8 protein-coding genes are annotated in these 16,983 nt (G+C 65.4%); 5 read left to right on the top strand and 3 right to left on the bottom strand.

Features of this window, described 5'->3' with window-relative positions:
• Positions 1-260: 260 nt before the first annotated feature.
• On the top strand, positions 261-2,357 hold the full coding sequence (locus tag BLA60_RS17415) for an ATP-binding protein (protein WP_245812034.1): 2,097 nt from the start codon (positions 261-263) through the stop codon (positions 2,355-2,357).
• On the opposite strand, the gene BLA60_RS17410 is transcribed toward BLA60_RS17415, so the two are convergent.
• The gene (locus BLA60_RS17410; protein ID WP_075133937.1) at positions 2,354-3,457 is read right to left on the bottom strand and encodes a ThiF family adenylyltransferase; all 1,104 of its coding nucleotides are present in this window, start codon (positions 3,455-3,457) and stop codon (positions 2,354-2,356) included. The genes BLA60_RS17415 and BLA60_RS17410 overlap by 4 nt on opposite strands.
• Positions 3,458-3,971: 514 nt before the next feature.
• Between BLA60_RS17410 and BLA60_RS17405 the strand changes: the two genes are divergently transcribed.
• The 4 genes from BLA60_RS17405 to BLA60_RS17390 all read left to right on the top strand — a co-directional run bounded on the left by BLA60_RS17405 (position 3,972) and on the right by BLA60_RS17390 (position 13,901).
• Entirely contained in the window at positions 3,972-7,721 is a 3,750-nt protein-coding gene (locus BLA60_RS17405; RefSeq protein WP_154814414.1) for an nSTAND1 domain-containing NTPase, read from the top strand.
• Positions 7,722-8,459: 738 nt separating this feature from the next.
• Positions 8,460-8,666, top strand: a complete 207-nt coding sequence (locus BLA60_RS17400; protein WP_075133936.1) for a transketolase C-terminal domain-containing protein — start codon at positions 8,460-8,462, stop codon at positions 8,664-8,666.
• Positions 8,667-8,995: 329 nt separating this feature from the next.
• Positions 8,996-11,011 (top strand): hypothetical protein, encoded by a 2,016-nt coding sequence (locus BLA60_RS45545; protein ID WP_245812025.1) that lies wholly within the window; start codon positions 8,996-8,998, stop codon positions 11,009-11,011.
• Positions 11,012-11,024: 13 nt separating this feature from the next.
• A complete protein-coding gene (locus BLA60_RS17390) occupies positions 11,025-13,901 on the top strand; it encodes an ATP-binding protein (RefSeq protein ID WP_075133934.1) in 2,877 nt (958 codons plus the stop codon).
• A 1,256-nt stretch (positions 13,902-15,157) separates the two neighbouring features.
• On the opposite strand, the gene BLA60_RS17385 is transcribed toward BLA60_RS17390, so the two are convergent.
• Both BLA60_RS17385 and BLA60_RS17380 read right to left on the bottom strand, forming a co-directional pair.
• Positions 15,158-16,369 (bottom strand): acyl-CoA dehydrogenase family protein, encoded by a 1,212-nt coding sequence (locus BLA60_RS17385; RefSeq protein ID WP_075133933.1) that lies wholly within the window; start codon positions 16,367-16,369, stop codon positions 15,158-15,160.
• Between the two features lie 14 nt (positions 16,370-16,383).
• A complete protein-coding gene (locus BLA60_RS17380; RefSeq protein ID WP_075133932.1) occupies positions 16,384-16,974 on the bottom strand; it encodes a TetR/AcrR family transcriptional regulator in 591 nt (196 codons plus the stop codon).
• Positions 16,975-16,983 lie beyond the last annotated feature (9 nt).

Below are 16,983 nucleotides of genomic sequence, written 5' to 3'. Positions count from 1 at the left end.
CGAACCGCGAGTCGCTCAAATGGCACTCGTCATCCGCACTGCCTTCCGCCACACCGACCCGAGCGCCGCGCGAATGTCGCCGTCGGCAGGTGCTCTCACACGGCCGGTTCTCCCACCGCCTCACCAACTCGAAGGCTTGGTTCCGGCCGCTGGCTGCCGGTGCCCTGTAGTCCATCCGTGTGGTGCTAAATATGCGCGGCACATCGTGAGCCGTGCTGGGCGAAACTGACGGTGTGGGTGATCAGCGCGGCGTGAGCAACATGATCAGCGGGTCCGTACCGGGTTCGGTGGTGCAGGCGGGCAGCATCGGGCAGGTCATCGTTTCCGCCTCTGTTCAGGGCGAGGTGCCGGTGCCGCGGCAGTTGCCTGTCCCCGTGCGGGACTTCACCGGCCGCGAGCACCAAGTGGCTGCACTGGACAGGTTGCTGCGGAGCGACACCACCACCCACGGCGCGGTTGTCGTCCTGGACGGTATCGGCGGGGTCGGCAAAACCACCGTGGTCACTCACTGGGCGCACCGGATCCAGGACCAGTTCGCCGATGGCACGCTGTTCGTGAACCTGCGGGGCTACGGTCCGAGCGCGCCGTTGGATCCAGCGGTGGTACTGGGTTCCTTCCTGGCCGCGTTCGGCGTCACCCAGAACCAGATCCCCGCTGAACTCGACGCTGCGGCCGGGTTGTTCCGTTCGTTGCTGGCCAGCCGACAGGTTCTGGTGGTGCTGGACAACGCCGTCTCGGCCGAGCAGGTGCGTCCGTTGCTGCCCACGACAGCCGGATGTATGGCGGTGGTGACCAGTCGCGACAACCTGACCGACCTGGTCATCTCCGAATCCGCCCGGCGAATCAGCCTCGACCCGCTCGCCCCCGCCGAGTCGCACAGCTTGCTGCTGGCAGTGCTCGGTCCGGCCCGCACTGAGCGTGAGCCGGACGCCTCGAGCGAGTTGGTCCGGCTGTGCGCCGGCCTGCCGCTGGCCGTCCGGGTCGCGGCCACCCGGGTCGCGTCGCGCCCGCACTGGGCGATCGCCGATGTCGTCGACGAGCTCAGGGAGGACCAGGTCGCCGACGACGGCACCAGTGGGATCGTGGGGGATACGGTGCAGGTGGTGTTCGACTGGTCGTACGCCCGTCTCACCCCCGAGCAGGCCCGGGTTTTCCGCTTGCTCGGGTGGCACCCGGGTACGGAGTTCTCCGTGCCCGCGGTTGCCGCCCTGTGCGGGTCGCGCCGCCGCGAGACGTACCGGTGCCTGGAAGCGCTGGCCGAACTGCACCTGGTCGAACCGGTGAGTCGGAACCGGTACCGCATGCACGACCTGCTGCACGCCTACGCCCGCACCCGCGCCCGCCTCGACAGCGCCGCCGAGCAGCACGCCGTCTGCCGAAGGGTGCTGACCTGGTACGCATCTGTCACACAGCTCGCCGACAAGCTGCTCCACCCGGGATTTCCGTCATTGGATGTCGAGCTCGACCAGAGCGGACCTCTGCTGGCCTTGGACGATCGTGCCCAGGCGTTGGATTGGCTTACCACTGAACAACCCACGCTGTACGCCGCGACGCGGGCGGCGGCCGAGTACGAGATCTACACCCCGGTGCTGGCGCTGGCGGCCGCTGCACGTTTCCTCACCTATCTGCCTCGGCCGCTGTGGGTTGTGCGGTTGGAGATCGAAACACTCGGCATCACCGTGGCGAGCGCCCTGGGCGATCCCGTCGCCGAGTTCTTCCTCCGCGAATCACGCAGCGAAACGTTGATCGCGCTGCAGCGGTGGGACGAGGCCGAGGCCGGTTTCGCCAGCCTCGACACGCAACGGAATCCGAAACGCTACACCGCGTTCATTGGCCTGGGTTGGGTCCATCTCAGTCAGGGACGATGGCAACGCGCTCGCGACTGCTACCAGCAGGCGCTCCCGCTGGCACGCGAGCACGGCCAGGTGCGCACGCTGGCGGTCATCGAGGGCAACCTGGCCACCATCGCCATCGGGCTCGGTGAGCACGAGCAGGCGCTGGCCCACATCGATCGCGAACGTGATCTGCGATATCGAGCCGGAGACCGGGAGGGTCACGCCCACAGTTTCTATCGCGCGGCGACCGCGTGTCTGGCTCTAGGCCACCACGCCGCCGCGCTGGAGCTGGCCGAACAGGCGCTGGCCGGTTACCGGGAGCTGCCCGGTACTGACGGGCTGGTCGCGCCCGCGCTGGAACTGGCCGCGACCTGTCTCGACCACGCCGGCGACCTCCCCCGCGCCGCTGACTATCTCCAACGCGCCGCCACTCTCTACACCGATCTTGGGCTTCCGGCGGACGACACGCGCGAGCGGTGGCGCGAGGTCACCGCCCGCGCCACCACCCCGCCGGACGCCTAACCGCGGCGGTCGCCGCAGGTCGGGCACTCCGGCCACGGCTGGTCCAACGTCAGCATGTCGTAGCCGCGAAACGTAGCCAGGTTGATGCCGTACTCGCGGTTGACCGCCAGGGTCGGTCCCCCGATGATCAATCCCTGCACGGCGTGCGCGGCGAGGTCACCGGCCAGAGCGGCTGATGACGCATTGGCCGCATGCTCGGTTTTCATTGCCTCTCCGGGCGCCCACACAGTGCGCGGGGAAACCACAGTGCGTCGGTGCTGCTCGGCGGCGCGAGCACAGTCGTAACACGGTCCCAAGCCCGGACGGAACACCCCGATGCTGACCCGCGGCCCGTCATACCCGCTGTGCACCCAGGCTGTTCCCGTGGCGTGGCACACCTGGTTCGTCCACGAGCGGATCTCGCCCGTCGAGGGCTGATCCGCGGACATCAACAGCACATCGCAGGTGAGAGCCAACGCACGCAGTTGGTCCAGGCTCTCGATGTGTTCCCTGGCTCCGGTGACCTCCACGTGGGAGTTGTGTGGGCGGAGCCGGTCCACCGCGGCCTCCACCTTGGGCCGGCCGAGGTCCCGCTCGGTGAACAGCCCTTGCCGGTTGAGGTTGGACAGCTCCACCACGTCCGCATCGACGCAGTGCAACTGCCCCACCCCCGACATGACCAGCAACCTCGCCGCAGCGCCGCCGGTGCCTCCCATGCCGATGATCACAACCCGTGCCTGTCGCAGCCGCATCTGCGCGTCCCAGCTACTACGACCAGGAGTGCGGTCCACCGATCGCCAGAACGCGCGGCTACGGCTGTAGCGCTCCCGCTCGAACTCACTCAGCACCGGTTCGGCGGCATCCTCCAGGTAACCAGCGGCGTTCAGGTCATCGACCGCCTCCCTGACCTCGCGAGACGAGCGCGCCGGGAAACGGTGGACCAGCTCTGCCACGATCTGGCCCACCGTCCGCGACCCGTCAAGCAGCGCCAGCAACGCCCACACCGACCCGTCCGAATCACGCAGACCGCGCGTGATTCCGGGCGTGTTGCCGCCAATACGCACCAGTCCATCGTCATACCGCACCGGTCGGTGCTCGAACTTGATCCTCGGACGCCACATGGCGCTCACCCTCCTTCCCGATCAGTTGTTGCCGTTGGGGTTGCTGAACGTCGGCTCAGGCTCGATCTCCACAAACTCGATCACATCACTCACCTCCCGCTGGTTTCACCGACGCAGGTTCACCACACCGGATCATCCCTCCGATGTCCCCGTGCTCCAGGGAGTTGGCCTGCTGGTGACCACGGTGCCCCGTTCGACCGATCGGGTACCTCATTCCGGGAGAACCTGGGAATCCCTGACCTGTTGTCCCAGGTCGGGCTACAGTTCCTGATCTGGGACGTGGGAGAACTCGGGAGAAGCCACGAGGGGGTGGCAGCGAGTGGGGCCGGATGTGCGGGCTCAGTTCGTTGACAAGCTCAAGGAGTTGAAGAGACTGGCCGGTAGGCCGTCGCAGAGGGAGCTGACGGCACTAGACCCGGAGCAGCTCGCGCGGCAGACGATCTCGAGGTTGCTCAGGGGCGATTTCTCGGAACCCCCGGAGTGGGAGCGAATCAGGGCCTTCGTGATCGCTTGTGTGAAGATCGGCGAGAGCAAGAACCTGGGCATGCCGGAGCTCAACGAACTGCTCAAACGGTGGCGCCACGACCACGCAGCCCTTGCCCAGGCACTCGAACAGGCCGCGCCCAGCGGTCGCGGCGCCCGAGTCGATCTCTGTCCGTATCCCGGTTTGGCCTCCTTCACGTTCGAGCAGCACGAATGGTTCTTCGGCCGTAACGCGGCCCTTGGTCATCTCGCGGGCAAGGTGGCGGACGCCGCCAAGAGAACCGGGCTGGTCGCTCTCCGCGCACCGTCCGGAGCAGGTAAGTCGTCGCTGCTCCGCGCAGGTCTGCTGCCCCATCTGAAGGACAGGGTGCCCCTGGACGACGCGAAGCTGTGGCAGCACCTTCTGCTCACTCCCACAGGCCAGCCATGTCACGAGTTGGCACGCCGGCTCGGCGACAGGGCAGGTGCGGTGCAGGAAGGGCTCGCCGAACGAATGGTGCGCGAGCCAGCGAGCCTCACCGACGCACTCCGTGCGGCGCTCACACCGCCGCACACCCGCATGGTCATCGTGGTCGACCAGTTCGAAGAGGTCTTCACGCTCTGTACGGACGAGTACGAGCGGCGTGCGTTCATCCAGGCGTTGTGCCTCGCGGCCGACGGCACGAGCGCGCAGTCCCCGCCGGCACTGGTGGTGCTGGGGCTTCGCGCCGACTTCGACGGGCGTTGCGCGGCCTACCCCGAACTACTGACGGCAATGCAGGACAGCCAGATGATGATCGGCCCGATGACCTACCACGAACTGACAGCCGCCGTGTTGGGACCAGCCGAAGCGGTGGGACTGACGGTGGAACCCGGGCTGGTGAGGACAATTCTGAACGATCTCTATCGCGACGCCGTGTCCGGGGATGACGTGCCCAGCTACGACCCACGCCGGCTTCCTCTGCTGGCCCACGCGTTGCGGACAACTTGTGACAATCGCGACCACAACACGTTGACCCACGCTGGCTACCACAAGGGTGGCCGCATCAACTCCGCGATCGCCACGACCGCGGAAACGATCTACCTGAGCTGTGACAAGGCGCAGCAGGATGCGATCCAGTACGTGTTGCTGCAGATGATCAAAGTGGGTGACGGAACGGAGGATACCCGCCGCATCGTCGAATTCGACACGCTCGTCAACGACGCGCCTGACCCGGACGCCTCCTTCACCGTGCTCAAGGACCTGGTCGCCAAACGGCTCGTGGTCGCCGGCGAGGACGCGCTGGACCGCAACACGGTGGAAATCATCCACGAGGCTCTGATCCGCGCCTGGCCGCGGCTGGCGGACTGGATCACGGCCAACCGCAGCGGGTTGCTCATCGGTCAACAGCTCAGAGAGGCAGCCGAAGCGTGGGAGCGCGACGGCGAGGACGACGCCGGCCTTTACCGAGGGGGCCGGCTCGCCACCGCACGGGAATGGGCCGAAAGCCCCGCCCGAAGCACTAAGATCTCTCCACTGGTTCAGCGTTTCCTCACGGCGTCCATCCAGCATGAACAGGACGAGCAGGCCGCCGCCCGACGCCGGGTCCGGCGGCTACGTCAACTCGTTGCCGGACTCACGGCCGTCCTGGTGGTTGCCATCGTGGCTAGCATTGGTGTCCTCGTCAGCGCCAGGGCTGCGTTCAAACTTCGTGATGTGGAGACCTCCCGTCAGGCAGCGGGTGCCGCGATGCGAGAGCACCGCAACGACCCACCGCTGGCGACCCAGATCAGCCTGGCCGCCTACCGGATCAGCCCTACGATCGAGGCCAGAGGCAGCCTGCTCAGCCTGGCCGCCGACACGTTCGCCGTCCCACTGACCGGCCACACCAACATCATCGAGAAGGTCGCCTACAGTTCCGACGGTCGTGCGGTGGCCAGCGGCGGGAAGGATGGCTCCGTCCGGCTGTGGGGCACGGCCGATCCACACAGCCCGACCAGACCACGTGTAGTGCTCGATAACGCGGGCATCGTCTGGGCACTGGCTTTCGGACACGGTCGGTCCAGTCGGCTACTCGCCGCCGGAACCGAGGACGGCTCGGTACGACTGTGGGACGTCACGGACGTCAGCCAGCCTCAGGCCGAGTTCCACGGGCACGCGGGCGCGGTGTTCGGCATCGCCTTCAGCCCGGACGGGCACCTCATGGCGACCGTGGGTGGGGATCAGACGATACGGCTGTGGGACGTGTCCGACCCTCACCAGCCGTCGCGCGTCCGCACGCTGTCCCCCCGCAGTGGCAACGTGCTCGCCGTCGCTTTCAGCCCCGACGGGCGCACCTTGGCCAGCGGCGGCGACGACGGCCTCGTGCGGTTGTGGGATGTCAGCACCCCGCAGGCCACACACGCGTTGGACACTGTCGACGGCCACACGGGCGCGGTTCGGTCACTGGTCTTCAGTCAAGACGGTCGAACCCTCGCCAGCGGCAGTTTCGACACGACCGCCCGACTCTGGGACGTCACCGATCCGGCGAACGCGACCGAACTGTCGGTCCTCGGCGGAACGACCACTCTTCCCGTCCCCACCGTCGCGTTCAGCCCGGACGGCCGCACACTTGCCACGGGCTCCTGGGACGGCGTACTGCGGCTGTGGAACGTCACCAACCCGCGCGAGCCGTTCGTCATGACCAGCTATCCCGGCCACACCTCCGGCATCAGCTCGGTTCACTTCAGTCCTGACGGGCGGACCGTGGTCACCGGCAGCGCGGATCACACCGTCCGGCTGTGGGACATGCCGCCGCCACTCATCGCCGCACACCCCGCCCCCATCTTGTTCGTGGCACTCGACCCGAGCAGGCGGATTCTGGCGACCGCCAGCGCTGACCACACCGCCAGCCTGTGGGATGTCACCAACCCGGACCGGATGCGGAGGCTGGCCACTCTCGGCGACCACGACGACGACGTCCAGGCGGTTGCGTTCAGTCCGGACGGGAACCTGCTCGCCACCGCCAGCACCGACCGGACCGTGAAGCTCTGGAACGTCACCAACCACAGTGAGCCCAAGTTCGTTGTCACACTCACCAACGCCGTCTCGCTGACCGCCGTGGCGTTCTCACCCGACGGCCGCACCGTGGCCGCGGGCGGTTCAGACGCGACGATCGAGCTCTGGGACGTCACTGATCCGACTGGCCCCGCGCGGCTGAGCCCGATCACCGGTGTTGGTGATTTCGTCAACACGTTGGCCATCAGCGAAAACAGCTCCGGCCGGATGATCATGGTCACAGGAAACGCCGATGATACAGCCAGGCTCTGGGACGTCACCGACCCACGCGACCCACGCGCCCTCGACGTCATCAGGACCGGTCACGACGTCGTGCCCGTGGCATTCAGCCCGGACGCGCATATCCTGGCAGTCGCCGGAACCGGGCGGGAGGCGACACTGTGGGACACCAGCGACCCGACTGAACTCACTCTCATCGGGAAGATGCCCGACCAACTCAGGGGAACGATGTCGATAGCCTTCAGCCCCGACGGAAAGACGCTGGCCACCGGCGGTCTCGACGGCACCCTCCACCTGTGGGATCTCGCTGATCCCCGTAACCCCAGCGCTCTTGGCGCTCTCGTCGGCCACCGCGGAGTTGCCGAATGGATAAGTTTCCGTGACGAGCACACACTGGTCTCCGGCAGCGGTGACGGCACCGCGCGACTCTGGGAAATCGACCCCGAACGCGCGGCCACCCGCATCTGCCACAACATCCGACACGACATCACCCAAGCCGAATGGGACAGTTACTTTCCCGGGATGTCCTACCAACCACCGTGCTGACCTGGCCGCGATCAGCACGGCGCGCTATCTGCCATCGGCGGACAGACCATCTTCCCCCTGACATGATCGACTCCCGATCTTCTCCCTCCACCCCCTGAGGGTCTTCGTTCAGAACAAGGCGGACAGTCCGGCAAGATCGACATCAGGCCGGCAGAAAGGACGCTGGCCTGGGTTTATGGCCAGAACCAGTCGCTCTTCGTGACTATCGGGCTGTCCGGATTTGATCCCCTTCCCCAGTGTAGTGTTCATAACTACTTGACCTGCGGAAACAGGGAACCGTCTGCATAAAAGTAAGACTATTCCAATTATGATTGGTGATCTGCGGCGCGTACATCTGCTACGTCCTGAGGATCGCCGTCTGGCGATGCTCCGGTAATGCCCAGGGCCGCGGCGCCACGACGGGCGCAATTACAATTCGCAGTGTCGAGGAGGTACTGGCCGACCTGTACCGTAATTCCTCGCGCTGGACGGCCTGATCAACATCGCGTCGAAGTGACGTTACGTGTTCGACGACAAGGGTGTCCCGGTGGTGATACGGGGTGTCGTCGGCCGGGTCGGGGCAGGGCGCGACGCACTCCCCAGGCCAGCACTCGGCTTTCGGGCACTTTCTCTCACTGTGCGTTGCGGCGCCGGCGGACACCGAGGGCATGTTGGTCCTCATGAACACTGGGTTGCACGAGATCGAGGGTGAGGTGCAGGAGAAGGCCGTGACGATTCTGTTCGGCAAGGGCCAGGTATGTGACCGGCACGGTCGTGGCCACCTCGCTGATGGGCCACGAGACGGAACGGGCGGCCGACCTGCTCGCCGCGCAGGGCATCAGCGTCAACGTGGTGGACGTGTGCAGCATCCGTCCGCTGGGCAACAAGATCATCTGCGACTCGGGAGGGGAGATCTGGTCGTCGCGGACCCGAGTTGAGCGCGTTACGGGTTCTCCGCCGAGGTAACGGCTGTGGCTGCTGAACACATCCGGGCGCACTCCGCGAACTGATCCGCTGGGACACGCCGTCGAACTGCCTCGCACCGGTGCCGCGGCCACTGGAGGGGGCCAGTCACTGGACGCCGACAAGATCCCCGGATCGTGCCTGGCCGTGCTCCAAGCGTCCGACTTCCCTGATGCGCCCCGGTTGACATCGCCGCCGGCTTCGTCGGTCTTTTCTGAGCAAAACGGCATATCCTTGGCAGCGGGCGGACCGGCCCCGTCACCCGCGCAGGTAATATTCAGTAGATCGCCCTGACTCCGGCCACTTTCATCGCGCATGCCCTGAAACGCCGGGTGAAGATCTACGCTGATTGCCTTGACAGCAAGGGTGCTATCGGTCATTATGTACGCGAATTTCACATAGTCGTCCGATGGGAGTTTCGACTCTTTCTCGATGTGCCGGGGGATCAAGTGGGAAGTCAGTCTGCAGACGCAAGTCTGGCTGATCTATTGTTTGTGCCGGTGGAACGGTGGGGCTGGGAGTACGTCGAGCCTCCGGAAGTAGCTCCCAGTCCGTTGGCAGGTCAGCGTCCCATGTGGCGGGAGCCGTCTGCGCTGGATGTCAGCCGGTGGACGACGAGGCGTGCGGAGAAGTTGCGCATGCTACCGACGCGGCTGGTGTCCGTGGTCGTGGCCGCGACGCTGCTGTTCGTCGCGGAATACCTCCGCGACGACGATGCGTTCTTGGCCGGGGCGCTGGGGGCGTTGGGCGCTGTGGTGCTCGTTGTCGGGATTGTGGTATGCCTGTCCATGGTGTTGCTGCCGTCCTGGCAAATCAGATGGGCGCAACAGGATGCGAGTCGGCGACGGCAGACCCAGTTCGTCAGGTTTCAAGTGATGGAAGGGCGTTGGCATGCGCAGGTGCGTGCCCATAGCGAGAACGACCGCCGCCGACGCGAGTCGATCCAGCGGTGGTACCCACTGCGACTGCGGGCACGAGCTAGTCGGGTGGATGTGTTTGGTGGGACTCCGGACGGGTGGGCGAGTCTGATCACTACGCTGGGCAGTTCGTTGTTGTCGGGTGGCAGCCGTATCCTGGTGTTGGATTTCACCGAGCAGCAGGTGGCCGGCGGGTTGGCGGAGTTCGCCTCCTTGCGCAGGATTTCGGTGAACGAGATCGATTTCCCATCCACAGTCGGACCAAGTACTCTGCTGGCAGGTCTCGCCGGGGAAGAGATCGTCGACCTGCTGGCAGATTCGGTCCGCGGTGCACGTCAGGGCGGTACGGCGACCGATCATCGATCATCCACTGATCTCAGCCTGTTGAGGATGGTCACCGAGCTCTTGGGCGGTGCGATTACCTTCACACGTTTGGTGGCCGGGCTGCGGGTTCTGCGTCGCGATCCCCCCGAGGACGGACAGCTCACCGCTGATGAGGTAAAGGCGCTGACGAAGTTGATCGACTCGGTTGGACACGGTGAGCAAGAGAAGAACGAGCTGCGGTTTCTGATCGAGACGCTGCACCTGTTGGCCCACGAAGATGCCCAGGCTGTCCGCGCCACAGTGTCGGAGTCGATGCGGTGGCCATCGAAAGGATTGGCCGTGGTGACGACCACTGTCCGACACTCGGATCGCAAGGAACTGGTGGAACGGCTCATATTCCACCATCTGCTACACGTCATGCGAACACGAACGCAGGACAGCGGCCGGGATGTGGTATTCGTGGCCGGAGCTGATCATTTCGGGTTGAGGAGTCTGGAAGCGATAGCCAGGCAGGCTCGTAGAGTAGGCGTGCGGCTAATCCTCCTGCTGGAACATCTGCGCGGTGACGTGGAGCACTTGATGGGCACGTCGGACAGTGCCACGATCGTCATGCGACTGGGTAACGCCAAGGAAGCCGCCAAGGCATCGGAGTTTATCGGCAAGGACCACAAGTTTGTGATCAGCCAGCTCACCAAACAGGTTGGACAGACCTTCACCATGGGCACAAGTGAGGGTCTCGGCGCGCAGGAAGGGACCTCCGAATCGCGGGGAACAAATACATCGACGAGCAGGACGCAGAGCGAGAATTCCGGGTGGCATGCCGGACACGGTCGCAGCGACGCCAAGGGCAGGTCAACGTCCACTACCGCATCGCGGTCACGTACCTGGCAGAGCACGGGCAGCCGGTCCGCAGCGGACTCCTCCTCGACCGGCACCACGGAGTCGCGGGTCTATGAGTTCACGATCGAACCGACGGAGATCCAGGGACTTCCGGCAACGTCCTACATTCTTGTGGAAACGGGAAGCGGCGGCCGTCGCGTCGTGGCGGGGGACTGCAATCCCGGCATTGTCCTGCTCGAGCAGGTCGCCACCACACCACGACAGTAAGGAACAGACCGAGGTGCGTATCAGTGAGGAGACCCGGCTTTATCGATTGCGATCTGTGCCGCGACCGCCGGAGGATCGCCGGGAGTCGGATCCAGTGCGGGCCCAGCTGTTCGCGGCGTTGACCGCAGCGCACGCCGAACTGATCAATGACAGCCCAACGGCCGCGACGCTGGTCGTGGCCTGGGAACGGCGACACCTCGACCCTCGTATTCATGTCTTGTATGGTGGCCATCCGGTCTTTCCGCCGGCTACGGACGCCATAACGAGCGGCGGAGAGCCGGAAGCACTGTTGTTCCCGCCAGGCAGTACCGCGGAGATGGTCGACACGCGCGAAGTCCTTCGCTACTGGACCAGTCTACCCGCCTGGATCCGATGCACCGGCCAGTTCGATGCGCTCTGGACTCCGACCCCGGACCAGGCGCTACGGCGGCAACCGCGGGGCGGCTTCGACGACTACATCACCCATCTGCGTGAGCCGTTCACGTGGCTCCTCCTCGCTGAACCGCTCACTGCAACGATATTGGACGATGAGCTGTCCACCCTGGAGATTCAGATTCCCACTCTGCGGCAGCGAGAGAACTCCGAACCGGGCCGGGTCGCCTTGGAGCGGGCGCAGGCGCGCTACCGCGAGCTGAGCCGTGCCCGCACCAGCGGAATGTGGCACTTGCACGTGCTCATCGGCGGAGCCAGGTCCCGCAACGTCCGGCGTGCGGCCGCCTTGCTGTGTAGTGCCAGTGATCTCGACGAGCTGCCCTATGTCCTCTTCCCGCACTCACATGCGGCCACTGGTCTCAACGAGGTCCTGAGCACGACCATCGACGATCCCGATCAGCCGCAGTCACCGTTCGCGGCGACTGCGGAACTGTTGGCTGCGCTGACTCGTCCACCGAAACACGAGCTACCGGGCATTAATCTGACCGATCGAACTGACTTTGACGTCACTCCCGAAACCAGCAACACCGGAAAGACGATTGCGCTCGGCGACGTCCTTGACGACGGGCATCAGCGTGTCGGCAGTTTTATCATCAGTGACAGTACACTCAACCGGCACACGTTTGTCACGGGCGCGACCGGGGCAGGCAAGTCCCAAACCATCCGATATCTCCTCGAGGGCCTGTATCACGCCGCGATCCCGTGGTTGGTTATCGAGCCGGCCAAAGCTGAGTACGCACGCATGGCCGGACGTATCGGCGCGGATCAGGTCACGGTCATCCGCCCTGGTGACCCCGACGTGGTTCCGGTTGGACTCAACCCACTTGAACCCGAGCCAGGTTTCCCGCTCCAGACCCACATTGACATGCTTCGGGCGCTATTTCTCGCTGCCTTCGATGCCAGCGATCCCTTTCCGCAGGTATTGAGTCAGGCGTTGGCCCGCTGCTATAATGAGGTTGGCTGGGACACGACGATCAACATGCCCAGGAACTCAGCTGTCACTCCGAAGTACCCGACCCTGGGCGATCTGCAACGCGCAGCGGTCGACGTTGTTGAACGTATCGGCTACGGAAAAGAGGTTACGGACAACGTCCGTGGCTTCGTCGATATCCGCATCGGCTCGCTCCGGTTCGGCGCTCCGGGACGGTTCTTCGAGGGTGGCCATCCTTTGGACGTCGCCGACCTGCTGCGTCGCAACACAGTACTCGAAATTGAGGACATCGGCAACGACCAAGACAAGGCATTTTTCATTGGCGTTGTCCTCATCCGACTGTACGAACAACTACGAACCCAGCCCATTAGTGCCGGTCAAGGTCTTCGTCACCTGACCGTCATCGAGGAGGCTCACCGCCTGCTCAAACGCGCGCCACCCGGCAGTCAGGCCGCCCAGGCCGTCGAACTGTTCACTGCCCTGCTCGCCGAAACTCGCGCCTACGGCGAAGGTATCTTGGTGGCCGAACAGATCCCCTCGAAGATCACCCAGGACGTCATCAAGAACACCGCGCTCAAGATCGTTCATCGGCTTCCCGCGCACGACGACCGGCATACCGTCGGTGCCACCATGAACCTCACCGAGGCGCAGTCCCGGCACCTCGTCTCCCTCCCACCTGGTCGTGCGGCCGCGTTCGCCGACGGCATGGACCATCCCGTGCGAATCCAAGTTCCTCTCGGGGAGGATAGAGAATATTCGGCAGGCGCCGTCCTTGCAGCCACTACGACACGACCACGAAGTGCTGCCTGCAGTGAGCGATGCCGCTCAGTACACTGCGTTCTCCGCACGATCAACCACGGAACGCATCTCGCGAACGACCCGGAACTCACGCTGTGGATCGAACTACTGGCTGCTGCGCACCTGGTGGGAATGCCGGCGCCAACGCTAACGTGGCCATGGATTGCCGCTATTACTGCACGCGCGGCACCGCCGATATTGGACTGCGCCATAACGCACCGGGTGGAGACCGCTGTCAACAGTCGCTATCCGAGCCTTGCCCTCCATTACCAACCTGAGTCTCTCGCGAACCACCTTGCCACCCAGGCGCGTGGCCAACTCAATGGCACGATACAACCTTGCGACGGCACAGAAGTGGAATGGCAGGCCGGTCGCTACCGATGGGTCGACGTGTGCCGATCGCTACTCCAGGATGATTCTCATGACGTCGACCTGCCACACCCCGACACCGAATCCTGGGCACGTCGCGGACTCCATCTTGTCGGGAGAACGCAAGCCGAACAACTCGCTGAGCTGAAGGCGCATCCGGACTATTGGCGTCCATCGCCCACGGTGATCACCGGAACAGAAAGCCCGCCCATCTATGCCGCCGCAATCAACCAACTCAGCCGTGCACCTGAATCACGCGGGCGTTTCCTCGAGGCATCGAAGTTCCTTCGGCTGACCACCGAATGGCCAATTCGGGTCCTCGTCGACGCCACGACCGCACGCACACCGGAGCAGCGATGATCGCCGACAACCCACATCCTTATCCCGACGACAAGCCCGAGCCGAGTCCTGAATCGCGTCCTGATCGTCCGGGTTCCAGGGATATCGGCAGTCCTGAGGATCTCATCATGAACGAACCTCGGATCAATCGTGGGCCCGGTGAGCGCGCCGGTCCTGACGGGTCCTTGGATAAGGAGTCCATGCGGTTGCCAGGGGGGTATCCGTACACTGTTGATCCTGCTGGGGGCACGTCCGGAACCGTGCAGCGTCCTGATCGTCCGGGCTCCAGAGGTATCGGTAGTAGTCCTGAGGATCTCATCATGAACGAACGTCGGATCAATCGTGGGCCCGGTGAGCACGCTGATTCTGACGGGTCCTTGGGTAAGGAGTCCAAGCGGTCGCCAGGGGAGTATCCGGACCCTGTTGATCTTGCTGGGGGAACGCTCGGAACAGAATAAAGCCCTTACCGAACCCAGTTCAATCGACATTCGACGACTCCGACGGTCAATTCAAGAATGGGTTAGTGGTGAGGGAAGTAATTCAGAAGGAGTATGCAGTGCTCGCGCACTCTACCGCCACCGCGACCGACCTGGCCGCCTGACACCAACCACCCACGGCCGCCGCCTCCCCCATCGGAGACGGCGGCCCTCCTCTCTCGGCCCACGGCGACTCCCCGGCCAATCTGCCGCAATCAACCAACCGCACCACACCCCAACCACCCACACCCGACATCAACCCACCCGCGACACCCCGGCCACACGCAACAACCCACTGCGACCACACCAGACCCGCAGCGGTGAACCTGCGGATCACGCCCGTTGAGAACGGAAGGCGGAGGAGAGCCCACAAGGCGACCTCACATGGCCCTTGGTCAAGCCCCAACCATGATCGAATCGTTGATTGCTCCTTCTTGCCCCTGCCAATCTTCATTTAGACCACAATGGATAGTCCAGAAAGATCAACATTAGGCAGTGGAAGGATCAGTCGACCTGGGCTTTCGTCCAGAACCAGCGGGCCCCTCACGAACGTTGGGCTGGCAGGCTTCGAACCTGCGACCCCTTGACCCAATCAAGTGGTGGTCGATGCGCACCGGGAGCCGTGTGGTTGTCGACGGCATCCTGACTGGGTGTGTGACGGGCGATGTCCTGGTCAGTCGAGTTGGTCGGCGCATTTGAACCGGCCGGCAAGGCATAGCTGAGACCCTGCTGAGGGTTCCCCCGGTTGCTGTTGTCGGTGTGGCGGTGGTTGCGTGGCGGGTGGCGGCTTCTCGTCCGCGATCACCCGGTGAAGCGGGCCAGTTCGCGGCGGGCGAGGGAGCGTTTGTGGACCTCGTCCGGGCCGTCGGCCAGCCGTAGGGTGCGGGCGCTGGCCCACAGGTGGGCCAGCGGGAAGTCCTGGCTGACGCCGGCCGCGCCGTGGACCTGGATCGCCTTGTCCAGGATCCATTCGACGGTCGACGGGGTGGCGATCTTGATCGCCTGGATCTCGGTGTGGGCGCCCTGGTTGCCGACGGTGTCCATCAGCCACGCCGTCTTGAGGACCAGCAGCCGCAGTTGCTCGATCCTCACCCGGGACTCGGCGATCCACTCCCGGACCACGCCCTGGTCGGCCACCGGCCGGCCGAACGCCGTCCTGGCCAGGGCTCGTCGGCACATCAGGTCAAGGGCCCGCTCGGCCATGCCGATCAGGCGCATGCAGTGGTGGATCCGGCCGGGACCCAACCTGGCCTGGGCCATGGCGAAACCGCCGTGTTCCTCGCCGAGCAGGTTTCCCGCCGGTACGCGGGCGCCGTCGAACACGATCTCGGCGTGGCCGCCCTTGGTGCCGTCGGTGTAGCCGAACACGTGCAGGCCCCGGCGGATCTCCACGCCGAGGGTGTCGCGGGGGACCAACACCATGCTGTGCCGGCGGTGCGGGGCGCCGTCGGGGTCGGTGACGCCCAGGACGATCAGCAGGCGGCAGTCGGGGTTGAGCGCGCCGGTGATGAACCACTTCCGGCCGCTGATCACGTACTCGTCGCCGTCGCGGCGGATGGTGGTGGCGATGTTGCGCGCGTCGGAGGAGGCGACGTCGGGTTCGGTCATCGCGAACGCCGAGCGGATCCGCCCGTCCAGCAACGGGTCGAGCCACTCGGCGCGCTGCACGGCGGTGGCGAAGATCGACAGCAGCTCCATGTTCCCGGTGTCCGGCGCCGCGCAGTTCAGCGCGGCCGGCGCCAGCGCGGGGCTGCGGCCGGTCAGCTCGGCCAGCGGCGCGTACTGGAGGTTCGTCAGACCGGCGCCGTCCTCGCCGGGCAGGAACAGGTTCCACAGACCGGCCTCCCGCGCGGCGGACCGCAGTCGCGCCACGACCGGCGGGGTGGTCCACTCGTCGTCGCGTTCGGCGGTCTGCGAGGCGTACACCGGCTCGGCCGGATACACGTGCTCGTCGAGGAACGTGGTCAGCCGGGCGCGCAACCGCTCGGTCGGCTCGTCGTAGGCGAACTGCATGGCTCGGGGTCCTCTCAGGTGGGGGTGAGCAACGCGGTGACCGTGCGGCGCATGACCTCGGCGGCCTGCTCGACGTCCAACCCCAGGTCGTCGCGGCAGCCCGTCCATGCCGGCCACGTCGTCGCCGCCAGCAGGGCGGTCACCAGGCCCGGGTCGGCGGCGGTCTCCTCGGCGAACAGGTCGGTCAGCTCGGCCCGCAGGCGTTCGTTGTGGCGGGCCCGGTTGCGGCGCAACTGGGCGGAGAACGGCAGCCGGATCTGCGCCGCCCGCGACGCCCCGGCGATGACCTCCAGCATCCGCACCCGCTGGCGGCAGAACCGGTCGATGCGTTCGGCCAGCGGCAGGTCCGGCGGCACCGGCGCGAACCCGTCGTACTGGATGCGCAGGGTTTCCTGGCCGGCGGCGGCGAACAGCGACTCCAGGTCCTTGAAGTGGCCCCACAGCGTGCGCAGCGACACCCCCGCCCGCTCGGCCACCCGCGACGCCGTCGGTTGCAGGTCGCCCTCCAGCATCAGCGCCATGTGGGCGTCGATGATCGCCGCGCGGGTGCGTTCGCCGCGCAGGGTGCGGCCGTCGGTCTTCACCTCGGGTTCGGTGGGGTTCAACTCGGTGTC

This window comes from Actinophytocola xinjiangensis (genome assembly GCF_001921215.1).
In the GTDB taxonomy this organism is placed as follows: domain Bacteria; phylum Actinomycetota; class Actinomycetes; order Mycobacteriales; family Pseudonocardiaceae; genus Actinophytocola; species Actinophytocola xinjiangensis.
The sequence above is the reverse complement of the archived record's forward strand: the minus strand, read 5'-3'. Positions and strand labels throughout refer to the sequence as shown.